The sequence below is a fragment of the Salegentibacter chungangensis genome (assembly GCF_042678405.1).
Classification (GTDB): Bacteria; Bacteroidota; Bacteroidia; order Flavobacteriales; family Flavobacteriaceae; genus Salegentibacter_A; species Salegentibacter_A chungangensis.
Genome location: NZ_JBHTLI010000001.1, coordinates 642,955 through 667,572 on the forward strand (window position 1 = coordinate 642,955; position 24,618 = coordinate 667,572).

General features: G+C 43.2%; 21 protein-coding genes. 9 read left to right on the plus strand and 12 right to left on the minus strand.

Annotated features, from left to right (window positions below):
* The first annotated feature begins 59 nt into the window (after positions 1-59).
* From sqr to ACFQ3Q_RS02855, 3 genes are read left to right on the plus strand one after another with little or no spacing between them, the layout of a single operon-like run.
* Positions 60-1,292: a type III sulfide quinone reductase, selenoprotein subtype gene (sqr, locus tag ACFQ3Q_RS02845; protein ID WP_380742714.1), complete on the plus strand. Its 1,233-nt coding sequence runs from the start codon at positions 60-62 to the stop codon at positions 1,290-1,292.
* An 18-nt stretch (positions 1,293-1,310) separates the two neighbouring features.
* Positions 1,311-1,619, plus strand: coding sequence for a TusE/DsrC/DsvC family sulfur relay protein (locus ACFQ3Q_RS02850; RefSeq protein WP_380742716.1), 309 nt, complete (start codon positions 1,311-1,313; stop codon positions 1,617-1,619).
* A gap of 19 nt (positions 1,620-1,638) precedes the next feature.
* Positions 1,639-2,115: a DsrE/DsrF/DrsH-like family protein gene (locus ACFQ3Q_RS02855; protein WP_380742718.1), complete on the plus strand. Its 477-nt coding sequence runs from the start codon at positions 1,639-1,641 to the stop codon at positions 2,113-2,115.
* A gap of 103 nt (positions 2,116-2,218) precedes the next feature.
* On the opposite strand, the gene ACFQ3Q_RS02860 is transcribed toward ACFQ3Q_RS02855, so the two are convergent.
* A complete protein-coding gene (locus ACFQ3Q_RS02860; RefSeq protein WP_380742720.1) occupies positions 2,219-5,818 on the minus strand; it encodes a metallophosphatase in 3,600 nt (1,199 codons plus the stop codon).
* A gap of 264 nt (positions 5,819-6,082) precedes the next feature.
* Here ACFQ3Q_RS02860 and ACFQ3Q_RS02865 point away from each other — a divergent pair, with 264 nt between their 5' ends.
* Positions 6,083-7,495: a sugar porter family MFS transporter gene (locus ACFQ3Q_RS02865; RefSeq protein WP_380742722.1), complete on the plus strand. Its 1,413-nt coding sequence runs from the start codon at positions 6,083-6,085 to the stop codon at positions 7,493-7,495.
* A 46-nt stretch (positions 7,496-7,541) separates the two neighbouring features.
* On the opposite strand, the gene ACFQ3Q_RS02870 is transcribed toward ACFQ3Q_RS02865, so the two are convergent.
* Positions 7,542-7,991, minus strand: coding sequence for a nucleoside deaminase (locus tag ACFQ3Q_RS02870; protein WP_380742723.1), 450 nt, complete (start codon positions 7,989-7,991; stop codon positions 7,542-7,544).
* A gap of 98 nt (positions 7,992-8,089) precedes the next feature.
* Here ACFQ3Q_RS02870 and dxs point away from each other — a divergent pair, with 98 nt between their 5' ends.
* Entirely contained in the window at positions 8,090-9,868 is a 1,779-nt protein-coding gene (gene dxs / locus ACFQ3Q_RS02875; RefSeq protein WP_380742725.1) for a 1-deoxy-D-xylulose-5-phosphate synthase, read from the plus strand.
* A gap of 46 nt (positions 9,869-9,914) precedes the next feature.
* Positions 9,915-10,964, plus strand: coding sequence for a DUF3078 domain-containing protein (locus tag ACFQ3Q_RS02880; protein WP_380742727.1), 1,050 nt, complete (start codon positions 9,915-9,917; stop codon positions 10,962-10,964).
* Here the strand turns inward: ACFQ3Q_RS02880 and ACFQ3Q_RS02885 are convergent, their stop codons facing one another.
* From ACFQ3Q_RS02885 to ACFQ3Q_RS02900, 4 genes are all read right to left on the minus strand, one after another.
* Positions 10,965-12,302, minus strand: a complete 1,338-nt coding sequence (locus tag ACFQ3Q_RS02885; protein ID WP_380745578.1) for a deoxyguanosinetriphosphate triphosphohydrolase — start codon at positions 12,300-12,302, stop codon at positions 10,965-10,967.
* A gap of 206 nt (positions 12,303-12,508) precedes the next feature.
* On the minus strand, positions 12,509-14,950 hold the full coding sequence (locus ACFQ3Q_RS02890) for a ribonucleoside-diphosphate reductase subunit alpha (protein WP_380742728.1): 2,442 nt from the start codon (positions 14,948-14,950) through the stop codon (positions 12,509-12,511).
* Between the two features lie 165 nt (positions 14,951-15,115).
* Positions 15,116-16,093 carry a ribonucleotide-diphosphate reductase subunit beta gene (locus tag ACFQ3Q_RS02895; protein WP_380742730.1) on the minus strand — a complete coding sequence of 326 codons (978 nt, stop codon included), beginning with the start codon at positions 16,091-16,093 and terminating at the stop codon, positions 15,116-15,118.
* A 426-nt stretch (positions 16,094-16,519) separates the two neighbouring features.
* On the minus strand, positions 16,520-17,101 hold the full coding sequence (locus tag ACFQ3Q_RS02900; RefSeq protein ID WP_380742732.1) for a DUF3109 family protein: 582 nt from the start codon (positions 17,099-17,101) through the stop codon (positions 16,520-16,522).
* 127 nt (positions 17,102-17,228) lie between these two features.
* On the opposite strand from ACFQ3Q_RS02900, the gene ACFQ3Q_RS02905 reads away from it, so the two are divergent.
* Genes ACFQ3Q_RS02905 through ACFQ3Q_RS02915 form a run of 3 tightly spaced genes read left to right on the plus strand, consistent with a single transcriptional unit; the run spans position 17,229 to position 18,612 of the window.
* The gene (locus tag ACFQ3Q_RS02905) at positions 17,229-17,810 is read left to right on the plus strand and encodes a MarC family protein (RefSeq protein ID WP_380742733.1); all 582 of its coding nucleotides are present in this window, start codon (positions 17,229-17,231) and stop codon (positions 17,808-17,810) included.
* Entirely contained in the window at positions 17,807-18,004 is a 198-nt protein-coding gene (locus ACFQ3Q_RS02910) for a hypothetical protein (RefSeq protein ID WP_380742735.1), read from the plus strand. Before ACFQ3Q_RS02905 ends, ACFQ3Q_RS02910 begins: the two co-directional genes overlap by 4 nt.
* A gap of 2 nt (positions 18,005-18,006) precedes the next feature.
* Complete coding sequence (locus ACFQ3Q_RS02915) at positions 18,007-18,612, plus strand: FAD-dependent oxidoreductase (protein WP_380742737.1); 606 nt, start codon at positions 18,007-18,009, stop codon at positions 18,610-18,612.
* On the opposite strand, the gene ACFQ3Q_RS02920 is transcribed toward ACFQ3Q_RS02915, so the two are convergent.
* From ACFQ3Q_RS02920 to ACFQ3Q_RS02945, 6 genes are all read right to left on the minus strand, one after another.
* A complete protein-coding gene (locus ACFQ3Q_RS02920; protein ID WP_380742739.1) occupies positions 18,607-18,909 on the minus strand; it encodes a hypothetical protein in 303 nt (100 codons plus the stop codon). The two genes, ACFQ3Q_RS02915 and ACFQ3Q_RS02920, sit on opposite strands and share 6 nt — an antisense overlap.
* An 8-nt stretch (positions 18,910-18,917) precedes the next feature.
* Positions 18,918-20,507 carry a S41 family peptidase gene (locus ACFQ3Q_RS02925; protein ID WP_380742741.1) on the minus strand — a complete coding sequence of 530 codons (1,590 nt, stop codon included), beginning with the start codon at positions 20,505-20,507 and terminating at the stop codon, positions 18,918-18,920.
* Positions 20,504-20,935 carry a deoxycytidylate deaminase gene (locus tag ACFQ3Q_RS02930; RefSeq protein ID WP_380742743.1) on the minus strand — a complete coding sequence of 144 codons (432 nt, stop codon included), beginning with the start codon at positions 20,933-20,935 and terminating at the stop codon, positions 20,504-20,506. The genes ACFQ3Q_RS02925 and ACFQ3Q_RS02930 overlap by 4 nt, the downstream gene beginning before the upstream one ends.
* Before the next feature lie 97 nt (positions 20,936-21,032).
* Entirely contained in the window at positions 21,033-21,620 is a 588-nt protein-coding gene (locus ACFQ3Q_RS02935; RefSeq protein WP_380742745.1) for a HupE/UreJ family protein, read from the minus strand.
* An 800-nt stretch (positions 21,621-22,420) separates the two neighbouring features.
* On the minus strand, positions 22,421-23,089 hold the full coding sequence (locus ACFQ3Q_RS02940; RefSeq protein ID WP_380742747.1) for an FAD-binding oxidoreductase: 669 nt from the start codon (positions 23,087-23,089) through the stop codon (positions 22,421-22,423).
* Between the two features lie 535 nt (positions 23,090-23,624).
* Positions 23,625-24,245 carry a fasciclin domain-containing protein gene (locus tag ACFQ3Q_RS02945; RefSeq protein ID WP_380742749.1) on the minus strand — a complete coding sequence of 207 codons (621 nt, stop codon included), beginning with the start codon at positions 24,243-24,245 and terminating at the stop codon, positions 23,625-23,627.
* Positions 24,246-24,618: the final 373 nt, after the last annotated feature.

Sequence of the window (24,618 nt, forward strand, 5' to 3'; positions counted from 1 at the left end):
GTTACATGTTGGATAATGCCCTTGTTGTACCTTTATATCAGATTCTTAAAATGACTATCATGAAAAATTTAGTAATCCTTGGAGCCGGTACCGCAGGTACAATGATGGCGAATCACCTAAGGCCGAAATTAAAGAAGGCTGACTGGAATATAACTATAGTAGATCAATTTAAAACCCATTATTATCAACCCGGATTTTTATTTCTTCCTTTTGATATCTATACCGAAGAGCAGGTAAAGAAAGTTGGGAAAAAGTTTATTCCAAAAGGGGTCAATTATGTACAGAAGAAAATTGACCAGATCTTCCCTGAAGAGAAAAGAGTAAAACTGGAAGATCGTGACCTGGATTATGATATTCTGATCATTGCGACCGGTTCTAAGATCGCTCCCGAAGAGATTGAAGGAATGAAAGGCAAGAACTGGCATAAGAATGTTTTTGATTTTTATACTTACGAAGGAGCGCTGGCTCTTCGAAATAAATTAAGAGAATGGGAAGGCGGTAAACTGGTGGTGCATCTAACCGAAATGCCTATTAAATGCCCGGTAGCGCCCCTAGAGTTTACGTTCTTAGCCGATTCATATTTCGATAAAAAGGGAATGCGGGATAAAGTGGATATTACCTACGTTACCCCGCTTTCCGGCGCTTTCACAAAAGAAAGGAGCTCGGCTAAACTCGGTTACCTGCTGAAGGAAAAACGAGTGAAACTGGAAACCGATTTCGCCATTGAAAAGGTGGATAATGAAAGGAACAAGATCATTGATTATGGAGAAAAAGAGATCGATTACGATCTGCTGGTGACCATTCCTACCAATATGGGAGACGATCTTATAGCCCGTTCCGGAATGGGAGACGATCTTAACTTTGTGCCTACAGACCCTAATACACTTCAGTCTAAAGAATATGAAAATGTATTTGTGATAGGGGATGCTACCAATGTACCGGCTTCTAAAGCAGGTTCTGTTGCTCACTTTGAGGCAGAGACCTTAACCGACAATATTCTGCTTTATATTCAGAACAAGCCACTAAAAAAGGAGTTTGATGGTCACGCCAACTGCTTTATTGAAACAGGTAAGAATAAAGCCTTATTGATCGATTTCAACTATAAACAGGAACCCGTGGAAGGTACTTTCCCGTTTGCCAAAATTGGCCCGATGAAACTGCTTCAGGAAAGCGTTTTCAACCACTGGGGGAAACTTGCCTTTAGATGGATCTATTGGAATATGCTGCTTAAAGGGATCCCGATCCCGTTTGTGGGCAGAAACATGAGCTTAAAAGGAAAGAATCTTAACTAATCATAAAAAATAAATATTATGGAAACTCAATTTGCACGCATAAAAGTAAATGTGAACGAAGAAGGCTATTTAACCGATTTTTCTCAATGGAATAAAGAAGTTGGGGAGCAAATAGCAAAGAATGAAGGTATCGAAATGACCCCTCGTCACTGGGAGGTTGTAGAATGGTTGCAGGAACAGGTAAAAGCTGAAAAGCCATTGTCTATCAGGGGCATTAAAAAAAGCGGAGTTCTAGACATAAAGGAATTTTATAAGCTTTTTCCTGGCGGACCTTTAAAAGTATCAACTAAAATAGCCGGGGTTCCAAAACCCAAAAGCTGTATCTAACCTTTTAAAAATTTCGGTTATGAGCAAGTCTAAAGTGAAAAAGATGCTATTTATCCTGTCTAAGGCAAGCATCGAAAATGTATACGCCGCCTTTATTATGGCTAACGGAGCCAGAATGGAAGGCATAGAAGCCGAGATCTTCTTTACGTTCTTCGGTTTGGAAGCAATTCAGAAGAAAAAGCTGAACAAACTGCACGTAGCTACCGTAGGAAATCCGGCGATGCACATCCCGACTATGGTGGGAGGGCTGCCGGGAATGGAAGCTTTTGCAACCAAGATGATGAAAAAAGAAATGGATAAACTGGATATGCCTCCGGTAGACGAATTCCTTGAGATCCTGTCGGCTTCGGGAGTAAAGTTATGGGGCTGTAAACTGGCAGTAGATATGTTTCATCTTAAGGATGAAGACCTGATTGAAGATCTTGACGGAATCTTAACCATAGGAGATTTCTATAATCAGGCAGATCAGGAAGGAACTCAAATTGTATTTATATAAGAGTAGATTAGCAGATTTTAGGGATTTATTTGATTAAATTTTGATTAGAAAAAAGCCGGATCAGCAACTGATCCGGCTTTTAATATTCTGGTTTTGAGATCTTTTAGAAGTTAAACCCAAGGCTGAACATAAAGCGGTTGTCATCTTCACCTACATAGTAACCAAAATTGGCGGTAAGGGCATTGAAGCCGTTAATGAACACAGAGCCTCCGTAATCTGTATGCCAGTCGTTGGAATCATCATTATCTGTCCATACCCGGCCATAGTCGAACCCAAGGCTTCCTCCCATTCTTATCGGGATGAAATTGGTCCTGAACTTGGTTATACCAAACCTAAGATCGGTACTCTGGAAGAACGAGGTCTTCCCGTTGAATCGCTGGTCACGGTATCCTCGAAGGCTGTGATTCCCTCCAAGTGTGGCCGCATGATAGAACTCATAATCATCTCCAAAGATAAACTCACTTCCAATCTTAGTGGCCAAAACCACTAGCCCGCTCGGGTGAAGCGGATAATCTATGGCAAGGGAGGGTTTTAGATAAGCAAACTGGTTTTCGTGATCATCAATGTTGGTCTTGTATCCGGTGGTTAAATTAAAGTCCAGACCACGGCTTGGAAAGGCTGGATTGTCACGATTCTCGTAACTGTAATTAATTTCTCCCCCTCCGTAAAGCTGACTTTCAAACACATCGTTATCCTCTCCCAGGGTCTGTCCTGCAAATTCATTCTGGTCGTAAGCTACTTCAAGAGACTCTAGCATAGGTTTAATGTAGAAGCTGCTTCCACGGTCATTTCGCCATATAAGGGAAGGAGCAACCCGCCATTGCTGAATTCTTACCCGATTAAAATCCATATCAACTTCATTGGGGTCGTAAGAAGAATCGTTTCCGGTGCCAAAATAGTTTAAGGTATAATTAGGGCTGGTGTATCTTGCGTTTATCCCGAAGTTCCAGTTATAGAAGATATGAGCGAACTCTCCGTAATATTCCAGAGAGATCCCTGTGGTCGCGAAATAAAAATTAGCGCCAAAGGTGTGCTGGGCCGTAAACGGATTCTTCACCAGTCCGTAAGTGGTATAGGTGTCTTTAAGCCCAACTTTGAAGCCTGCATCAGGATCGAAGCCTATACTCGGAAGGAATACGTTTTTTGAATATTTTTTCTTCCGTAGCGCATAATTGTTGATGTCATAGGAATCTGTCAGGAATTTTTTAGGATGTCCTTTTATGGTGTTGTCCTTGCTTTTGTAATCGTAAAGCTTCGCCTGCCGTTTATTCTCAAAATCATAGATATCGTGTTCTTCACCACCCATAACTTTAAGTTTTATCAGGTTGTTCCCGTCTCCTTCGATCTTGAATTTGTCGTCTCCGTCAAGACCGTAGATCCAGATCTCTTTGGTGTTTTCTGAAGTATAATCTCTTTCGAATTCTGAATCGTCTCCGCCTTTCATCTTAATATTGGTGATGCCGTTATCTTTTCTGGTGATCAGGAACTCGTCATCTTCTTCGGTCCCGGTGATTACATCAAACTTCATAAGGTAATCGTAATACTTGCGGGCAATATTCATAAGGTTGTCCCTTCTGCCTTTCAGTGTTTTGCGTATGTGCACAAAGCTTTCGTCCTGGGTGTCTTTAGGGAGGGCTGCAAATGCGGCGTCTATTTCCTCATCGGTCAGGTTCTTCTGAATGAACTTCACCTGCTTTTCCCATTCATCCCAGTCTGAAGACTTGATAAAGGCTTTATCTAAGGGATATGCGGCGGTGTTAAGCCATTTAGCATCCTTAATTTCCTCGTCATAGGACTGCATAGCCCTCATTTCCGGCATTCCGAGCTGAAGCAGATCTATAATGGGTCCGTCATATTTTGGAAAAGCCTGGTCCCTGTCCCTTGGAATGGGTTCATACCTTTTGTAATCATTATCCTCTTCATATTCTGCCCATCTCCACTGGTCTTCGTGACGGTCCCAGTCCCCGATCAGCATATCGAAAAGTCGCGCCTTGATATATTCAGGCTCGTCTACGTAAGATTTTTTTGTCTCCCTGAGCTCCAGAAGCAGGTCTGCAGTACTTAGAATATCATCGGGAGAACCGAAGGTTTCAAATTCCTTGTTCTCGTCTCCCACGTGTTCCTCGAGCATATAAAGTTTGTCCCCATAATCTTCGTTGTAAATACGAAGATTCTTTTGTTTAGGCACGTAATAGAGCTTAGGATTGGCGTGTAAGACACCAAGGCTTGTAGAAAGATCGTTTACGGCAAAAGGTGCATAAGGATGTGCTGTGGTATAGAAATCCTGAACAATGCGTTCAGCTACCGTATTCTGAATATAGTCTTCAACATAATGTTCTTTTATGCTGGATTGAATGAAGCGCACGGCGCTTTTTCTTATTTCTCTCAGGGTATATTCGTGTTCGTCATCATCAATTATCCTGAGTGATCTGGACTGGTGCCCCCCGCCTTCAGAAATGGCGTGAGGACTGCCGGGCAGCGTATCCAGGAATAGTACCGGCACTTCGATGTCCCGGCTGTAGATATCACGGTAATGGTCCCCCCACAGGCTTTTATAAAGTCCGCTTTTATCGGTCTCTTCTTTGGTGTAAACCGAAGCCTTGTAGGTGCTGCCAAAATCTTCCTTGCTTTTATAGCTTACATCCTCCATTTTTGCGCGTTCCCTCTTTATTATTTTACTGAAGAGGTGCTCAGGGCCGGAAGGAGTAGATTCGTAAAAATCCACCTTGGAGCTTTGATCTTTATAGATAGTTAGCTTTGCAAAGCCCTGTTTTGTAGAGGCGAAATGACTCTCTTCATCGGCCTTTGCTCTTTGGGTTTTTGCTGAAGCCCCGCTTATGATCTGCGGAATTCCGTCGTCCTCAAGAAACTGAAGGTTCCTGTCGTTCCCTGAAACAAAGATCACGTCCTCGAACTGGCTGGCAAGGGTTTCAAGCCTTCCGCGTAACTCCTGCTGCGCCGGATTCTGATAAGACTGCTTGGAAAATCCTGCGATCTTATTGAAGAAGCCGAGTTTTGTTGAACTAAGTACAGGGTGGTGTACCGCAACTATTATGATCTTTCCCTGGTTGTCCTTAAGTTCATCTTTAAATTCTATGAAGAACTGCTCCCTTGTTTTGTAATCGCATTTATTATTGATGTAAGGGTGTTCATCCCAGTCTTCCAGGAACCACTGCGAATCTACCATTACAAGTTCTACATTGTCGCTAAGGTTTTCCCCTTCTATCGGGCAGCCGTCACTCGGCCAGAATTCTGAATCGCTGTTATCCTGAAGAAAGGACTCAAGGTCGTCTATACTTTCGTGACCTTTTGCCTTCCATTCATTCACCCCCGGATTGTATATGATGTTGCCGTTGAAACCTTCCAGTGGCTTCATCAGGTTTTCAGAAAGATAATTTTCAACTTCTTTTCTTCCTTCACCTTCGTTCGGGTAGCCTTGTTTTGGGGTGATATTACCAATTAGTACCACCGAAGCATCCCTGTCTTCCTGGGAAGCCTCGTTTATTTGCTGAAGGATCCTTGTGGAAACCGATTTTTTGTCAAGTCCGGTGTTCGCCGTGACATATATAGTGTGGGAAATTTCTTTATCCTCATTTGTGTTTTGTCCAAAACTGTAGGAAGTTGTTAGAAAAAGAGACAGGAAGAAAAAACCGCTATATAAAAGCTGATTTTTGAAAATCTTAGTAATAATCTGTTCTTGCATAAATCGATGTTTGATAACCTTTATTGGTCAAGGCACATAGTTTTATCCAAGATTCAAAAAAATATTTTGGCGTCAATATTTTTTAACCAACTATAACATTTTTGAAAGCCAAGCCTAAAATTTTTCCTAAAAATGCAGGGATGTAAATGCTTTAAATTCTGTTTTTCCCCTCTAGGCTTTTAGGAAAACTCACTTATTTAAAGCCAGAGAAGGGCTTTTTTATTTGCATATTTATTACCTTGAGCCGCTGTAAAATTTACTTCCATGCATAAAAAAACATATTTAATTCTAACTACAATCGTTTCTGCCCTGGGTGGACTTTTGTTTGGTTATGACACAGGCGTAATTAACGGTTCTCAGTATTATTTTAGTCAGTATTTCGATCTTGACGCAGCTATGAAAGGCTGGGTTGTAGGGAGTGCTCTGCTTGGATGTTTTGTTGGAGCCATTATAGCAGGGCCTATCAGTAATTTTACCGGTAGAAAAAATTCCCTGATCTTATCTTCCATTTTGTTTTCTATCTCTGCCTGGGGTTCAGGGCTGCCCGCCTTTTTACCTGAATCGGTTTCATTGCTGGTAATGTTTCGGATTATTGGTGGTTTGGGAATTGGACTTGCCTCTATGAATGCGCCAACCTACATCGCCGAGATCGCTCCTGCCAAGATCAGGGGAACCCTAGTGAGCTACTATCAGCTCGCTATTGTAATTGGTTTCTTTGTGGTCTTCCTGGCAACTTATTTTATAGGTAACAGTGCTACTGAAGCTGAAAATATACAGGATGGATGGAGATTCATGTTCTGGTCTGAACTTATACCGAGCTTGTCTTTTCTTATCCTGCTTTTCTTTGTTCCGAAGAGTCCTAGATGGCTTGCAATGAAGGGGCTTAAAGGACAGGCAATGGATATTCTCGTGAAAATTCACGGGAAAGAGATTGCTAATACAGAGATCCAGGAGATAGAAAAATCGCTTAAAAAAGAAGAGAAAAAGGCTAAGGTCAACATCTTCGCCAAAGGAGTTTTTTCCATTATAGTTATAGGTACAGTGCTTTCTGTACTACAACAATTCACAGGTATTAACGCTGTGCTTTACTACGGTGCCGATATCTTTGAAAAAGCTCTCGGCTTTGGGAAAGAAGACGTGCTTGCCCAGCAGATCCTGCTTGCCGCCGTGAACCTTGTGTTCACCTTTGTAGCGATGGCTACCGTAGATAAATTCGGTAGAAAGCCATTGATCTATATAGGTTCGGTTGGGATGATCGTTGGGTTCCTTCTTCTGGGAGGTTCCCTGATGATGAACGAAGTAGGGCTGGTGTCATTAATAGGAGTTCTAACCTTCATCGGTGCTTTCGCAATGTCTATGGGGCCTGTGGTATGGGTAGTGCTTTCAGAAATGTTCCCTAACAACATCAGGAGTATTGCGATGTCTATTGCCGTTGCGGCTCAATGGGCTGCCAACTACGTGGTATCTCAAAGCTTCCCGATTGTGGTGGACAGTGAAATGAATAACAGTGATTTCTGGAGCGGCTCGCTTCCATACTTCATCTTTGTGGCATTTATCCTGATCATCATATTCTTTACGGCGAAGTTCATTCCTGAAACAAAAGGAAAATCTTTGGAGGAGCTCGAAGATATGTGGGATATCCCGGACAGGTTGAAGGCTACAGATGCAAAACAATAAAAGGATTGTAATTGATATCAGAAAGCATCGCGAAAGCGGTGCTTTTTTAGTTTAGATTCCTTTTTTCAATGAAGAAACGTTTTAAGAGTTCCCCCGCTTCTTCTTCAAGCACTTTGCTTACCACCTTTGTTTTTGGGTGGAGCTGAACGCCATTGGCACGATAGCCTCTTTGCGGGTCTGAGGCTCCGAAGACCAGTTTGGAAAGCTGACTCCAGTATAATGCCCCGGCGCACATCTGGCAGGGCTCTAAAGTGACATACATCGTGCAATTGGTAAGGTATTTACCACCCAGGAAGTTTGCCGCCGCGGTGATCGCCTGCATTTCGGCGTGGGCGGTCACATCATTGAGCATTTCGGTAAGATTGTGCCCCCGGGCTATGATCTTGTCGTTTATCACCACGACCACGCCCACAGGGATCTCTCCCTTTTCAAAAGCCTTTTCAGCCTCCTCAAGGGCTTTCCTCATAAAATATTCGTCGTCAAAAGGCTTAAGCATAGGGAAAACTTTTAGTTATACCGAAAGATAAAAATTATAAATCAGCCGGGCTATAATTGCTTGGGATAAATACAATTTCATAATGTAACTTTGTGCAAATGTCAGGACTTCTAAAAAAAATCAATTCGCCGCTGGACCTCAGGAAACTGTCTCCGGAAGACCTTCCCGGTCTCGCTTCGGAATTGCGGAAATTCATCATAGATATCGTTGCCAGTAAAGAGGGGCATCTTGGAGCCAGTCTTGGAGTGGTGGAGCTCACCATTGCACTGCATTATGTCTTTAACACCCCGAAGGATCTATTGGTCTGGGATGTGGGGCATCAGGCTTACGGGCATAAGATCCTTACGGGACGCAGGGATGTTTTTGACACCAACAGGCGCTTTGGGGGCATCAGTGGATTTCCGAAACGCACGGAGAGTGAATATGACACCTTTGGGACGGGGCACTCCTCTACCTCTGTTTCTGCCGCTCTTGGGATGGCCATAGCTTCTGCTTTAAAAGGAGATTTCGCAAAACAACATATCGCCGTGATAGGAGATGCTTCTATTGCCAGTGGGATGGCCTTTGAAGGCCTGAACCACGCCGGGGTGACCGATGCCAATTTACTGGTGGTGCTTAACGATAACGCCATAGGAATAGATCCGAGTGTAGGGGCTCTGAAACAGTATCTCACCAAAGCCCGCGTTGGGCATAAGCCGGCTCAGGATAATATAATTGAAGCGCTGAATTTCAGGTATTTTGGTCCAGTTGACGGCCACGATATAGATGGGTTGCTGAAGATGTTCAGGAAGCTTAAAAAGATCAAAGGCCCTAAATTCCTTCACGTGATCACCACCAAAGGCAAAGGACTGAAGAAAGCTGAAGAGGACCAGGTGAAATACCACGCCCCGGGGAAGTTTGAGCCCGATACCGGCGAATTGCTGTCTTATGATACCGAAGGCTTGCCCCTGAAATATCAGGATGTATTTGGGCTCACTCTCGTGGAGCTGGCCGAAATGAATGAAAAAATCATCGGGATCACTCCCGCTATGCCCACGGGAAGTTCCCTGAAATATATGATGCAGGCTTTTCCGGAGAGGGCTTTTGATGTGGGGATCGCCGAGCAGCACGCGGTAACCCTCTCAGCCGGGATGGCCACCCAGGGTTTCACGGTTTTCTGTGCTATTTATTCCACATTTTTACAAAGGGCTTATGATCAGCTTATCCACGATGTGGCTCTGCAAAAACTGCCGGTGATCTTCTGCCTGGACCGTGCGGGGCTGGTTGGCGAAGATGGTGCTACCCATCACGGGGTTTTCGATATTGCTTATTTGAGGTGTATACCCAACATGATGATCGCTGCGCCTGCTAATGAGGTCGAACTAAGGCAGCTGCTCTATACAGCCCAGAAAGGCCTGGAATCGCCTCTGGCTATTCGTTATCCAAGAGGGAGAGGAGAGTTGGCAGACTGGAAGGTTCCTTTTGAAGAAACAGAAATAGGGAAAGGAAAATGCATTAGGGAAGGTAGAGAGATCGCAGTGCTGAGTATAGGTAATATGGCACAAAATGTTTCGGCAGCGATAACAGGGATAGGTGACCAGGGTAAAATTGCCCATTTTGATATGCGTTTCGTTAAACCTTTGGATGAGAAATTGTTGCACGAAATTTTTCAAAAGTTCAAAATTATTCTTACTGTAGAGGACGGAGTTTTAAAAGGCGGGTTCGGAAGTGCGGTTACCGAATTTGCGTCTGAGCATCATTATTTTAAGGAAATTGCCCGGTTGGGAATTCCCGATAGCTTTATTGAGCAAGGAAATATCGATCAATTACAAGAAATCGCAGGAATTAACGTTGAAAATATAGAGACTGTCTTAAAATCAATGCTTAAAAAACTCTAATTTTGTAAAATCCGAAACTTTAAATCCGTACAATCTAAATCTAAAAATGAAAATCAGACTATTTGCCCTACTTTTCTTTTTACTTTCTGTCAATATATATGCCGCGAAAAGCGATTTCCGAAGCCTTAAAGATTCCATCTTAACTGTTGTAGACTCGACCTCTGCCGCCGTTGTGGATACAACATCAGCCGCCACAGATTCTACTGCGGCAGATACCGTTGTGGTCTACTGGACCGAAAAAAATGCAGTGGGTCTTAACCTAAGTGAGGTTGCCTTTGTGAACTGGAATGCCGGGGGGAATAATTCGGTTTCCGGACTTATCCACGCCGATTTCAAAAGAAACTTTAAACGTAAGCTCACCAACTGGAAGAATGGAGTGAACATTAGATATGGCCTCAATGCCCAGGAAGGTCGTGAAGTGAGAAAGACGGAGGATGAGTTAAGACTGAGTTCTTCGTTCGGGTATCGGAGGGATTCGGTTTCCAACTGGTATTATTCGGCTAAATTCAACTTTAACACGCAGTTCACCAATGGTTATAAATATCCGGAGACCGATAAGCCTATCTCCAAGTTTATGGCTCCCGGCTATATGTTTTTAGGAATAGGAAGCGAATATTCGGCGCCTAGCGAAGAGCTTAATGTGGAAGAACTGAATGTTTACGTGTCTCCGGTCACTCAGAAATCTACCTTTGTCCTTGACCAGCGACTTGCTAATGAAGGGATGTTCGGGGTAACCCCGGCCGAAAAGGATGAAGAGGGGAATATTGTTACCGAAGGGGAAAACGTGCGTACGGAATTCGGATTTCTGGTAACCAGCGGGTTTAGCAAACAGGTCTTTGAGAATGTTAACCTCAATAATCAGCTGAGCCTTTATTCAGATTATTTGAACAAGTTCGGGAATGTGGATGTTGACTGGCAGCTGAATGTAGACCTGAAGGTAAACGATTTCATTAAAGCCAATGTAGGCTCACATCTACGTTATGACGATGATGTGAAATATAAGGAAGACACTAACGGCGATGGCGAACTGGAAACCTTTGGTCCAAAAGTCCAGTTCAAGCAAATGCTTGGGGTTGGTGTGGTCTACGAATTTTAGTTACAGGCTTAATCCTTTATATTTTTTGAACGAAGCTACCGTGATCCCGTCTGTTAAGGAAGCGGTATAGGAGCATATGCGAAGCAATGTTTCATAAACCGAGCCTTGGCTATCCAGTTCAGGGGCCGATTTCAATACGAGTTTGTGGTAATTGGAGTCTTCCTGTCCCTCTTCCGGAAGAAAGGCCTGTGTATAGGTGTCCAGTAAATGCGAAAGCATTTTATAACCCGCAATCTCCTTATTGATCACTTCTTCACTCTGATAAATTCGCTCTACACTTAACTTGATAATATCCGTTATCTGTGCTTCATATTTGCTTTTATCGAAAAGCGACTGGTGAAATTCACCGGCCAGGATGGCTTCCTCATTCTTCAGGAAGATCTCTGCAGCCTCAGAAATAAGGGTGTTTATGGCCAGGGCACGCAGGTAGCTTAACCTGTGTGCTGTACTCTGAAGGGAGTTGTATTTCTTGGTGTTGATGCTGTCTTTTACAAGCTTTATCAGGTATTCCAGGGCATAATCTTCATCAATTAGACCCAGGTTGATCCCGTCTTCAAAATCTATAATGGTGTAACAGATATCATCGGCGGCTTCAACAAGGAAGGCCAGCGGGTGCCTTGAATAGCTCAGGTCTTTCCCTTCCCTGGTTTTGATAAGCCCCAGTTCTTCGGCCACATCGCTGAAGATCTCCCTTTCGCTCTGGAAGAATCCGAATTTTTTATCGGCAATGTTCCTTGTGGGTTTGTGAGGCAGGGACTCCTTGGGATATTTCATAAAAGCTCCAAGGGTGGCATAAGAAAGCCGAAGCCCGCCGCTTATTCCCGGCCGGTTCTCGGTAAGGATCTTGAAGCCGTTCGCATTACCCTCGAATTTCACGAGGTCCTGGTATTCTTTATCTGAAAGCTTGGCTTTGAACCTTTGCCCGTTGCCGTGACTGAAATATTCTCCTATGGCCTTTTCTCCCGAGTGCCCGAATGGCGGGTTCCCGATATCGTGGGCCAGGGCGGCAGCGGCCACTATAGCCCCGAAATCGTTCATTTTGTAGCCGTGAATGGTCTCCAGGTGGGGGTGTTTCTCAAGGATCTTTTGCCCTGTTAATCTCCCCAGGGAACGGCCAACAACAGAAACCTCGAGACTGTGGGTAAGCCGAGTATGCACAAAATCGGTTTTGGAAAGCGGGATTACCTGCGTCTTATCCTGCAGGCTTCTGAAAGCCGAGGAGAAGATGATGCGGTCGTAATCCACTTCAAAACCAAGACGGGTTTCGTTCTGTTCTTTTCGGAGTCTTTTATTGGTATCTCCAAACCTCTTTAAGGAGAGGAGTTGTTCCCAGTTCATCATAGGTTTCAGTTTTGCGTTAGGGATCGAGCGGCTGTCTGAGCTCTCCAAAAGGCTTTTCGGCTTTTGGAAGCGAGCCGCGAAAGCCCGGCCCGAAGGGCAACGCCCAAAAATACAAAAACCACCGGGGCGGGTGGCCTTTGTTGGAAAAAAATCCCGCCGGCCCTGGCTAAAAAATCAGGTCAGCAGGATTTATAAACTCTTATTTATGAACCGCACATCAGACAGTCGTCGCCTTCACTCTCCTTAGACTGCGCGATAATGGCACGCAGTTCTTCGGGTGAAAGCGCACCTTCTTCGGCCGTGGCCAAAGGAGTCTCACTTTGCATGGTTTCTGCCGCTTTTGTGGCAACTTCGGTCTTTACGGGTTCTTTTTTGCTCTCTTTCTCAAGGGTGAATTTGATGGCATCTACGGCGCTTTTAGTTCTCAGGTAATACATTCCCGTCTTAAGACCGCTTTTCCAGGCATAAAAATGCATAGAAGTAAGCTTGCTGTAATTGGCGTTCTCCATAAACAGGTTGAGCGACTGCGACTGGTCGATAAAATAGCCGCGGTGGCGGGACATATCTATGATGTCTTTCATACTCATCTCCCAAACCGTTTTGTAGAGGTCTTTCAGGTCCTGAGGGATGATGTCGATATCCTGAACCGAGCCGTTATTTCGCATAATTGCGTTCTTCACTTCATCTGTCCAGAGGTTACGCTCTACCAGGTCTTCCAGCAGGTGTTTGTTCACGACTATGAACTCTCCTGAAAGCACGCGGCGCGTATAGATATTTGAAGTATAAGGCTCAAAAGCCTCGTTGTTGCCAAGGATCTGTGAAGTTGAAGCAGTCGGCATTGGGGCTACCAGGAGCGAATTCCTAACCCCGTTCTTCATAACCTGGCTGCGCAGTTTTGCCCAGTCCCAGCGGCCGCTGAGGTCTTCATCTTTAATCCCCCAGAGATTATACTGAAACTCTCCTTTACTCATCGGGGAGCCTTTATAAGTAGAATAGGGACCTTCTTCTTTGGCCATTTCCATAGATGCTGTTACCGCTGCGAAATAAAGGGTCTCGAAGATCTCCTGGTTCAGTTTTTTGGCTTCATCACTGGTAAAAGGCATTCTGAGCCTGATAAAGGTATCGGCGAGTCCCTGCACGCCAAGCCCAACGGGGCGGTGGCGCATATTGGAATTCTCAGCTTCTTTTACCGGGTAGTAATTGCGGTCTATGACCTTGTTGAGGTTTTTGGTCACCCTTTTAGTGATCTTGAATAGTTCTTTATGATCAAATTCGCCGTTCTTAATGAACATTGGCAGGGCGATGGAAGCCAGATTACAAACGGCTACCTCGTCTTCACTGGTGTATTCCAGGATCTCGGTACAGAGATTGGAAGAGCGGATAGTCCCGAGGTTTTGCTGATTCGACTTCCTGTTAGCCGAATCTTTGTAAAGCATATAAGGCGTTCCGGTCTCTATTTGAGATTCGAGTATCTTTTCCCAGAGTTCCCTGGCCTTAACACTTCTGCGGCCTTTACCTTCAGCCTCATATGCTTCGTATAGTTTCTCGAATTCCTCGCCGTGTATATCATACAGTCCCGGACATTCGTGCGGGCACATTAATGTCCAGTCTCCGTTCTCCTCAACGCGCTTCATAAAGAGATCGGGGATCCACATCGCGTAGAACAGGTCACGGGCACGCATTTCCTCTTTTCCGTGGTTCTTCTTAAGGTCCAGGAAGTCGAAAACATCGGCGTGCCAGGGTTCCACATACATTGCAAAGGAACCTTTTCTCTTCCCGCCGCCCTGGTCCACATAACGGGCGGTGTCATTGAAAACCCGCAACATGGGGACAATACCGTTGGAGGTCCCGTTAGTGCCCGAAATATAGGATCCCGTTGCGCGAACGTTGTGGATAGAAAGGCCTATCCCGCCGGCCGACTGGGAGATCTTTGCGGTTTGTTTTAAGGTATCGTAAATCCCGTCGATGCTGTCATCCTTCATAGTAAGCAGGAAGCAGGAAGACATCTGCGGTTTTGGCGTCCCCGAATTGAACAGGGTTGGCGTAGCGTGGGTGAAATATTTCTTTGACATCAGCTCATAGGTCTCGATGGCCGATTCGATATCGTCCAGGTGTATCCCTATGGAAACCCGCATCAGCATATGCTGTGGTCTTTCGGCTATTTTTCCGTTTAGCTTCAATAGATAAGAGCGCTCCAGGGTCTTAAAACCGAAATAATCGTAGCCAAAATCGCGGTTGTAAATAATATGGGAATCCAGTCTCTCCTTGTGCTTCATAATCACCTCATAGACTTCATCGGCCAGGAGTGGTGCCTTCTCTTCGGTACGCGGATTAACGTATTCGTAAAGATCAGTCATCACCTCAGAGAAAGTCTTTTTGGTGTTCTTATGCAGGTTAGAAACCGAAATTCTTGCCGCCAGCTTGGCATAATCGGGGTGAGAGGTCGTCATCGTTGCTGCGATCTCTGCCGCCAGGTTATCGAGTTCACTGGTGCTTACATTGTCGTAAAGCCCTTCAATAACGCGCATTGCCACTTTCACCGGATCCACCAGTTCATTGAGGCCATAGCAAAGTTTCTTGACCCGTGCGGTGATCTTATCGAACATAACGGGCTCCTTATGTCCGTCTCTCTTAACTACATACATAGGCTACAATTTTAATATTGGTTATAAGGCTCCCCTGGGGGAAGAATTTTAAATTTTGGTATAGTATACCCGGGCCTCTATAGAAAAAAGGATGAAAAACCGGGGGGTGATCTATCAGGTTAAAATCTCAACTACGCCACGTTGGGGGTCGTGGCGTGCTGAGGTTTAAAAATCAGCATCAAAGCTGATCTTATCAGAATCTTTGTCTTTATTCATTACTCCTGCCTTTTGGTATTCGCCAACTCTTTTCTCAAAGAAATTGGTCTTACCCTGCAGGTTGATCATATCCATAAAATCGAACGGATTGGAAACACCGTATTCTTTTTCGCATTCCAGTTCCATCAGCAACCTGTCGGTCACAAATTCCAGGTACTGGGTCATCAGCTTGGCATTCATTCCTATAAGACTTACCGGAAGAGATTCGGTAACGAATTCTCTTTCGATATTAAGAGCTTCTACAATGATCTCTCTGATCCGTTCTTTCGGAACCTTGTTCACCAGGTGGTTGTTATGAAGATGGACTGCAAAGTCACAGTGTACGCCTTCGTCCCGGGAGATCAGTTCGTTGGAAAAAGTAAGTCCGGGCATAAGTCCGCGCTTCTTGAGCCAGAAAATAGAACAGAAGGCTCCGGAGAAGAAGATCCCTTCTACAGCAGCGAAGGCTATAAGGCGCTCGGCAAAGGAGTCGCTTTCTATCCATTTTAATGCCCAATCTGCTTTTTTCTTAATGGCAGGGAATACCTCTATCGCTTTGAACAGCTTGTCCTTTTCCTTCTCATCTTTCACATAAGTGTCTATGAGCAAAGAATAGGTTTCAGAATGGATGTTTTCCATCATTATCTGGAAGCCGTAAAAGAATTTGGCTTCAGAATACTGAACTTCGTTAACAAAGTTCTCCGCAAGGTTCTCATTTACGATCCCGTCTGATGCCGCAAAGAAAGCGAGGATGTGTTTAATGAAGTATCGCTCGTCGGCATTCAGTTTGTTGTTCCAGTCGTGTAAATCCTGGTGAAGATCGATCTCTTCGGCAGTCCAGAAACTCGCCTCCATTTTTTTGTACCAATCCCAGATGTCGTGGTGTTTGATCGGGAAAATCACAAATCTGTCTTTGTTTTCCTGAAGAATTGGTTCCTGTGATGCCATTAAGGTATATTTTTAGTTGGTTGTGGTTTTTTAATGTTTCCTTAACAAATATTGTAAAATGATAGAAACAATGAAAGAATGTGGTCTAAACGTTTTCAACAAAGTTTTCAACACGAAAATATTAACGTTTTCGCGTACGAGGCTTTAAAAAAGATTTTAATTAATTGAATTACAGATTGTTATATTCTGTTAATAAGAGCTTTTGGAGGATTTGATTGAATAAAATAAGGCTGTGCCAAAAGGGGCTTTTTTAAGCCCTGTTCGCTTTGTTTATAAGGCCCCGACGAGACTAAATTTTGTAATCATTGCAGGGCCAGAAGAAATATGTTAAAATAGTTCGGGAGATCCTGATTCAGTTTTTTACACAAGCAGGCATCCGGAATTTTCCGGAGAAAATGAATTTAATAGGAGGAAATTAAAAAGAGATTAAAGACTTTGCTTGTTTTTCAGTTTTTCGGCAACCTTTTCTAGCTCTTTATACCAGTCTTCCCCGTATTTTCTGATAAGGGCTTCTTTGGTGAACTTGTAGACGGGAACCTGAAGTTCAGCGCCAAGGCTGCAGGCATCATCACAAATCTGCCAGCGGTGGTAGTTCACAGCTGAAAATTCTGAGTAGTCTTCGGTCCTAACCGGATACAGATGGCAGGAAACGGGCTTTTTGAAGTCTATTTCTCCCTTGTTGTAAGCTTCTTCTATTCCGCAGAGAGCGGTTCCTTTTTCATCGAAGGTCACATAGGCGCAGTCGGCCCCGTCTATAAGCGGTGTCTCCAGCTCTCCGTTTTCAGTGGTGATATAGGTCCCCTGCTCTTCTATGGCCTTAATGCCTTTTTCCCTTAAATAGGGTTTTACCTTAGGGTAAATCTTTTCCATTATCTCAGTCTCTTCAGGTTCTATTGGAGCACCGGCATCACCGTCTACACAACAGGCCCCTTTACAGGCTGAAAGATTACACACAAAATCATTATTGATGATCTCTTCTGAAACTATGGTTTTTCCTATCTGAAACATAATGCAAAGATATACTTATCAGCGTTTTAAGAAAGAAAAAATAAATCAGATTTATTAATGTTAATTTAATCTTTAAGCCATTGATACTCTGAATTTAAAATTAATTTTGCGCAAAATTTTTTGAGCTATGTTAAGCGAATTCAACATCAAAGAAGTCTTTACTGCAGGGATGATCCTGTTTGCAGTAATAGATATCATCGGAAACATCCCGATCATTATAGACCTGCGTAAAAAGGTTGGGCATATTCAAAGTGAAAAAGCCTCGATAGTGGCCGGTATTATTATGATCGTTTTCCTGTTTTTAGGAAAGGAGATCCTCAACCTTATCGGGATAGACGTGAATTCTTTTGCCGTTGCAGGTGCATTCATCCTGTTCTTCCTGGCACTGGAAATGATCCTGGGGATAAGTCTTTATAAAGATGATGCTCCCGAAACCGCATCGGTGGTCCCTCTGGCTTTTCCTCTGATTGCAGGTGCAGGGACAATGACCACACTGGTTTCGCTTCAGGCGGAATATGAGGCAATAAATATTATTGTGGGAATAGTGGTGAATATTGTTATCGTATATCTCGTACTTAAATCTTCGGCAAAAATTGAAAGGATCTTAGGAAGTCAGGGGATTAATGTGATAAGAAAAGTATTTGGAGTAATTTTGCTGGCAATTGCAGTAAAACTATTTGCTACTAACATTCAGAGTTTATTTGTATGAAGTTTGTTATTTATACCGTTATAATGCTAGCCCTTATTCTAATAGGCTATAATATTACCATCATCGATTTCGATAATATCTTTCAGGGTACCAGTGCTGAAGCAGTGATAGCCATTGTGGCCAGTCTTATTGTGATCGTGCTTATGATCATCCTTCTGGTTTCAAGAACCATTGCTAAAAAACATAGAGAATAATTATGGATTTTGATGCATTGATTGTTGGCGGAGGTGCAGCCGGGATGTCCTGTGCACTTATTTTGGGTTCAGGCTTAAGCAAGGAGTATGCCCGAGATAAAAAGGTGGGGATTATAATGCATCAGAAGGCTTCCCATATGCAAACCGCCCTGTTCAATAATGTGCTTGGGGTGGATGCCGGAACTTCGGGGGCTCAGGTCCTTAAGAACGGGCCTGTACATTTGGCTGAACAGTATCCTGAAGTCATTCAGATAGAAAAGGAAAAAGTGAAAGAGGTCTCCCGGCTGGAGGGAGGATTCAAGGTGCTTACCAATAAGAATTCCTATACTGCCAAGAATGTTGTAATTGCTGTGGGCTATACCAGGGCTATGAACATAAAGGGGCTTGAGGAATATGTGATCCCTCACCAAAAAGCAAAAGCTTCTAAGGAACGCATCCAGCTTAAGAATTCAGATCATCTTGTTCTTCCGGGGCTCTATGTGGCAGGAACCCTGGCGGGATGGAGAAGCCAGTTCTCTATTGCCAGCGGAAGCGGGGCCTCCGTGGCGACCGACATACTTACCGAATGGAATGGGGGAGAGCACGCCAAGGTGCATGACAAATTATAAAGAAGCCAGATTGTAGATCATCACCGGAAGGGTGAAAAGCATAAGACAAAGAAAGGTCCTTTGAAGATGCCTGAACAAAAGGGCCTTTTTTAGTTGCTTTTTAAAACTTTTATCCGGATGGTTCTGTATCTGATGCCTTATACAACTTACCGATACGTTTGAAGAATTCACAAGGATTTCCTTTTGAAGAAAGAGAAGGGCGCTGTTATCCAATAACCTGAAGCTTACCGCGATTATAAAGAAGAATAAGGGCGATAAAGTAAGGCTTAGCGTAAAATAATCATAAAATTCGCTCACGCTACAATTTATTGTTTTTCCCTGGACAATTCAATTACTTTTTCAATTATTCTGTCACCTTCATTTTTTAACCGTTCAAATGCATTGGTGCCAAATAATTGCTGTGCCATTACCGCTTTTAAGTATTGTTTTAGAAGAGGACTGTAGTTGTTGATTTTGAAGTTAAGATTTTCACTACGGCCGTAATCAATAAAATCCTGAACCATTTTATCATCTATAATTACTTCTTTCCTGAATTCCTCTTTTGAAAGGGAATTGTAATATTTTCTGTCTTTTTCAAGGACCTCAAAAATATAACGGCTCATAAACCCGCTGTTGAGCAGCAGCCTGATATTCTCTTTCTCGTTGTTGATGTCTTTTGGAACGAATACATCGGGAATTATCCCGCCACCGCCATAAACAATCTTGCCTCCGGGAGTGGTGTATTTTAGGGAATCGGCTACCGGAATACTGTCGGCATTCTTAAGTTCGCCGTTCTCATATCTTCGCAGATAGTCTTTAAAGTAAGATTCATTTCCGTGGTCATAAGGCTTCTGAATAGAACGTCCGGTCGGGGTATAATACCTGGCAATGGTAAGTCTTACTGCGCTGCCATCTCCCAGCTCCATTTCCCGTTGGACCAGGCCTTTTCCGTAAGATCTGCGGCCCACAATAGTGCCAACATCATTATCCTGAAGGGCTCCGGCCACCACTTCGCTGGCAGAAGCAGAATTTTCGTTGATGAGCACGAATACTTTTCCGTTCTCAAAATCGCCTTCCCTTTGTGCGAAGGTTTCTTCAATGGCCCCGCTTTTATTTTTGGTGAATAAGATGGGTTTTCCGTCTTTAATGAATTCATCGGCTATATTAATAGCTTCTGAAAGGTATCCGCCGGGATTATCCCTGAGGTCCAGGGCTATTTGCGTAGCTCCCTTTTTTTCGAGGTTCTTAAGCGCATCCCTGAATTCTTCAAAAGTTGTTTCGGCAAAGCGGTTAATCTTAATATACCCGAGGTTAGGGCTAAGCATATATGCCGCATCCACACTCTTTAAGGGCACTTTTCCGCGACGAACATTAAAGGTGAGCAGGTCTTTCAGGCCCTTACGATGCACCTTGAGTTTTACCTGGCTGTTCTCCTTACCCTTCAGCTGTCTGGTAAGGCTGTCGTTGCTGATATTCCGGTTAAAAAGTGGGGTGCCGTCTGCATAGAGGATACGGTCTCCGCCGCGAATTCCTATCTTTTCGCTGGGCCCGCCTTCCAGGGCCTGGATCACCACAATGGTATCGTTAACATTGTAAAAACTCACTCCAATTCCTACAAAATCTCCCTGCATATTCTCGCTGACATTGGCGTATTCCTGCCTGGGGATGTAAATGGAATGGGGATCAAGATTTTCAAGGATCTTGTTTACCGTGATATCTACAATGCTGTCGGTGTTAATGTCGTCTACATACTCATAATCTATGTAGTCTATAAGCCTGTTAAGTTTTTCTTTTTTAGGATTGGAAGTGAAGAGTTTGCCGGAAGAGGAAAAATCAAGCCCTGCTCCCAGGAAGATCCCCAGGACACAAGCCGTGGCCAGTAATAATGGCAGGTATATTTTGTATTTTCCTTTCAATGGTCCAGTTCTTTTATTTGCTCTAATTCCACGCCAGCCTTTTCCAGAAACTCCAAACCGGAATTGTCTTTGTAATCTATATTGTAAACCAGCCTGGTAATGCCGGATTGATGGATGAGCTTGCTACACTCCTTACAGGGCGACATTGTAATATACAGGGTGGCATCCTTGCAGGTTTGTGTTGACGCAGCAACCTTTAAGATCGCATTGGCTTCGGCGTGAAGCACATACCACTTGGTGTAACCTTCATCATCTTCACAATAATTCTCGAACCCGCTGGGAGTTCCATTATATCCGTCGGAAATTATCATCCTATCTTTCACAATAAGTGCGCCAACCTGTTTCCGATTACACTGCGAGAGTTTACTCCATTCCCTGGCTATTCTCAAATACGCTTTATCGTACTTTAACTGCTTTTTTTTGTCCATATTTTAGTAGGCGAAGTTGAAAGTTTTGGGCTTGTAAAATGCTGTTATTTAATTTATTGCAAAACTTTTTAAAAACCAATTTGAATCTGCTAAAGTATTAAATCGCGAGATAATTTTCCTGAAGTATTGGCAATATAATCCCGATCACTATGGAAGATGATACAAGAATCCAGTCCCGTCTTGAAACATTGAAAATATTCAGCAGGATGAAGCCCAATATCATTACTGAAAGGACCACGATCACCTGTGCAAGTTCTATCCCGAGGGCAAATTCTACCAGGGGTAAAAATTTTGAGGCGGTTTTTCCTGCTATCATCTTGAAATAGGCTGAAAAGCCAAGCCCGTGAATAAGTCCGAAGAATATCGTGGTGAAATAAAGCAGGTTAATGTTCTTGTTTGCCGGTTTTTTGCTGGCCGTAAAGATGTTGTAGACCGCCGTAACGAGTATGGTTACCGGGATAAGCAGTTCCACCCAGTCGGTATCTACCCTTACGATCTCATATACCGAAAGGAATAAGGCCAGGGTATGGCCTAAGGTGAAAAGAGTCACCAGCCACAGTACTTTTTTCCAGCTGGTAAAGCTGTAAGAAACTACAAGTGCGATTAAAAAAAGAATATGGTCGTAGGCCTGCCAGTCTAATACATGTTCAAGGCCTAATCTCAGGTATAACCAGAATTGGGACATTTTTGTTTACTTAGGGAAAACCCGAAAGTACAACATATTCAGAAATTTGCAAAGTCAGGCAGACTCATTCCCTGACGCTCTTCTCTTTATATATTTTTACTGTTTCAGGACAGCAAACTTTAGCCGGTTTCCGGATTCTTCCTTTATAAAGAGCTAACATTTTTCAGCTTTTGACTGCACTAATTTTACATTTTGTTTAAAACTACCTAATAGGAAAAAGAAATGGGTTTAGTTTCTTTGAGAAGAAGATAATGGCATTGGTGAAACCGGTGAATGCCGGGAGTTGGGGGCGATGCCGCCTGTCTTTACTGTTTTCGAAGAGATGTTAACCACACCGGGTTTTCAGCGATCCGGTTGTCTCTTCTTTAATTCCACACTGGCTTAAAGTAATATTCGGGGTGCGCGACTCCGTTTATTTGTGTTTAGTTAAATCCATCCCGTTTTTTGGGGTGGATTTTTTTATTCCAGGCGTATTATATCCTTCAGCCGGTTAATCTGGATACTATAAAAATAGCCAGCAGGATACTGCTGATAAGGAAAAGGAACTGGAAAATTTTTATTAAGGTGTCATCTCTCATAATGATATAATTTAAAGATAACATTAAGCAGGTGGGAACAATAAAGTTACCTATTTTGAACAGACTTAGGTTTTTGTTTAAGGCAAAGCCTTTGTATTAGAACAACGTGATTCCTTTGTTTATAATTGTTCCCGGGTTACCGGCTTTTCAAAAACTAAGGGGAAACCCTTAGAAGATTTTCGGGGTGTAACGGACCTGCCTGAAGGGGTTGAAATATTAAAATTACTGGTCGTCTAATTGAATAGCGTCGGGAGATGCACCTAGCTTCTGAAGAGTTTTAGAGATCTCCTTGGTCATTTTTGGCGGGCCGCATACATAGAACTGCTTGTGGAAATCCCCGATATTTTCCTTCAAGAAATCTGCGTTAATATAGCCTTTATGATATTTTGTGTCTTCCTGATCGGTAATAACATAGGTTACCTCATTTCCCAGCATTTTATCTAATTCATTTTTCAGGATGATATCCTTATCGGTACTATTGGAGAAGAACAGGCTGTTTCCGCGAAGCTTGTTTTTACGTTCCAGGTCGCGGAGTATGGCGAGGTATGGGGTGATTCCTGCGCCGCCGGCAATAATATAACCGGGGCCGTGGTAGTCTATGGCTCCCCAGGTATCCCTGATAATGAGTTCATCTCCGGGTTTCAGTTTGTCCAGTTGTTCTGTCACTCCATGATGATCGGGATAGATCTTTATGGTGAATTCAAGGTCTGGCGATTCATTAAGGCTCGTAAAGGTAAAAGGCCTTTTTTCATCTTTCCAGTCTTCTTTATTAATGGAAACTTCGGTGGCGTGTCCCGGGGTAAAATTGTAGTCGTCCGGCTTTTCCAGCTTAAAACTTTTTACGTTGTGGGTTACCTGATCAATTGCCTTGATTTTTACTGTATGTTCCATCTTTTCTTTTTAAAGTATAAAAACTGAATGGAATAGCATTGATTCAAACTGCTGAAAGTCTATTATTTAACCTTACTTAAAGAGAAATAAGCTTAATTTTAAGGAAGCTTTAAAAATCTGTTTTTGAAACCAGGATTGATTCATATGAATTAAAAAGCTGGATTTTGGATGGAGATATTTCAGAGAGGCCTGAAGATTTATTTTTTACGGACCCGGGATCAGCCCCTGCTTCGTATGCTTAACCAAAGCATTGCAACTATGGCAATAAAACCTAAAATAAAGCCGGCTATTAATTCAAACATGCTCAATAATTTAAGCAGCGCAATATAGGAGCCTGGGTATAATAGCTGAAATTAAATATTGTTAACGTGCCTTTTATGTTAAAATAAATGAGAATTCGGATAATAATCTGTCCGAGACGGGATGGTTTCGGACTTGAGTTCCAGAGGGTGTTCCGATTCTTTCAATATTGGGACTGGCAAATAACAAAAAAAGCTGTCGGTAAGGACAGCCTTTTCTTTTAGGGAAGATCCGCTTATTTTACAGGCAGTAATACCGCGCTTATCACGTGAACAATCCCATTAGAGGCCGAAAAATCTGCAGCTTCAATCTTTGCCGAATTTCCTATGGCAGTTATGCTCATATCAGGATGAACATAAAACACTTCTCCCAGCCAGGTTTCAATCTCTTTTTTATTCTGAGGTGGGACTACGCTGTTCGAAGCTCTTCTGCCATCGGTTACGTGATATTTCAGCACATCTAAGACCAGGCTTGCAGGTAAGTCCCTTATTCCGTCAACTTTCAGGTCTTCATACAAGGCCTCGAAGGCATCATTGGTAGGTGCGAAAACCGTATACTGGTCTGTTCCGTAAAGGAACAGGTTCACGAGGCCGGCATCAAATTCTTCATCTACATAATAAAGCGCCTCTAATAATTCTGTGAATTCATTTTCGATTGCGATCTCGGCAATGGACATATCTCCTTTTTCAGGAGCTCCGTTTCGCTGTTCTTCATTATCTCCGGACTTCTTTGTGGATGCTTGGTAAGCTTCCGGTTCTGCAAGTGAATCATTCTTTGAGCAGGACTGGAATACAAAGAAGCTTAATGCGATTAAAAGCAGGCCAAGCCTTACTTTTCCTGGTACAATCTTTTTCATAATAATAAATTTTTTGAGTTGATATTGAAGTGAATTTAATAGGAAACGGATATTTTGTTTATTCTTTTAACAAAAATTTTAAACAAAAATAGTTCTTCGCTAATGCCCCGGATCCCGTTCACCCTAATGTTTTTGGGTGTTTCAGGTGTTTTTGTGGCTTTTTCCGGTTTGTTCCTTCGGTAGCAGGTTTTGTGAGGGATTTCTTATAATTCACAATGTTTTCGAGTTTAAAGCGCTGTTTTACAGGTGTTTGTGTTTGGTGAGAAGATGAAGTAAATGATCGGCTTTACCAGGAGAAGCCCGGAGTATTTCTTAGGGGATTTTCTTCGGTTTAGCAGTCGCTATAGTTTTTACTTCTGTTCATCATAATTTA

Bases quoted from the DNA above. Each gene is read 5' to 3' on its own strand.
- ACFQ3Q_RS02900 (WP_380742732.1), bottom strand. From the start codon at position 17,101: ATGTTTCAGATAGGAAAAACCATAGTTTCAGAAGAGATCATCAATAAT.
- ACFQ3Q_RS02915 (WP_380742737.1), top strand. From the start codon at position 18,007: ATGGATTTTGATGCATTGATTGTTGGCGGAGGTGCAGCCGGGATGTCC.
- ACFQ3Q_RS02930 (WP_380742743.1), bottom strand. From the start codon at position 20,935: ATGGACAAAAAAAAGCAGTTAAAGTACGATAAAGCGTATTTGAGAATA.
- ACFQ3Q_RS02860 (WP_380742720.1), bottom strand. From the start codon at position 5,818: ATGCAAGAACAGATTATTACTAAGATTTTCAAAAATCAGCTTTTATAT.
- ACFQ3Q_RS02880 (WP_380742727.1), top strand. From the start codon at position 9,915: ATGAAAATCAGACTATTTGCCCTACTTTTCTTTTTACTTTCTGTCAAT.
- ACFQ3Q_RS02855 (WP_380742718.1), top strand. From the start codon at position 1,639: ATGAGCAAGTCTAAAGTGAAAAAGATGCTATTTATCCTGTCTAAGGCA.
- ACFQ3Q_RS02935 (WP_380742745.1), bottom strand. From the start codon at position 21,620: ATGTCCCAATTCTGGTTATACCTGAGATTAGGCCTTGAACATGTATTA.
- ACFQ3Q_RS02870 (WP_380742723.1), bottom strand. From the start codon at position 7,991: ATGCTTAAGCCTTTTGACGACGAATATTTTATGAGGAAAGCCCTTGAG.
- ACFQ3Q_RS02885 (WP_380745578.1), bottom strand. From the start codon at position 12,302: ATGAACTGGGAACAACTCCTCTCCTTAAAGAGGTTTGGAGATACCAAT.
- ACFQ3Q_RS02890 (WP_380742728.1), bottom strand. From the start codon at position 14,950: ATGTATGTAGTTAAGAGAGACGGACATAAGGAGCCCGTTATGTTCGAT.
- ACFQ3Q_RS02895 (WP_380742730.1), bottom strand. From the start codon at position 16,093: ATGGCATCACAGGAACCAATTCTTCAGGAAAACAAAGACAGATTTGTG.
- sqr (WP_380742714.1), top strand. From the start codon at position 60: ATGAAAAATTTAGTAATCCTTGGAGCCGGTACCGCAGGTACAATGATG.
- dxs (WP_380742725.1), top strand. From the start codon at position 8,090: ATGTCAGGACTTCTAAAAAAAATCAATTCGCCGCTGGACCTCAGGAAA.
- ACFQ3Q_RS02940 (WP_380742747.1), bottom strand. From the start codon at position 23,089: ATGGAACATACAGTAAAAATCAAGGCAATTGATCAGGTAACCCACAAC.
- ACFQ3Q_RS02945 (WP_380742749.1), bottom strand. From the start codon at position 24,245: ATGAAAAAGATTGTACCAGGAAAAGTAAGGCTTGGCCTGCTTTTAATC.
- ACFQ3Q_RS02905 (WP_380742733.1), top strand. From the start codon at position 17,229: ATGTTAAGCGAATTCAACATCAAAGAAGTCTTTACTGCAGGGATGATC.
- ACFQ3Q_RS02865 (WP_380742722.1), top strand. From the start codon at position 6,083: ATGCATAAAAAAACATATTTAATTCTAACTACAATCGTTTCTGCCCTG.
- ACFQ3Q_RS02850 (WP_380742716.1), top strand. From the start codon at position 1,311: ATGGAAACTCAATTTGCACGCATAAAAGTAAATGTGAACGAAGAAGGC.
- ACFQ3Q_RS02910 (WP_380742735.1), top strand. From the start codon at position 17,807: ATGAAGTTTGTTATTTATACCGTTATAATGCTAGCCCTTATTCTAATA.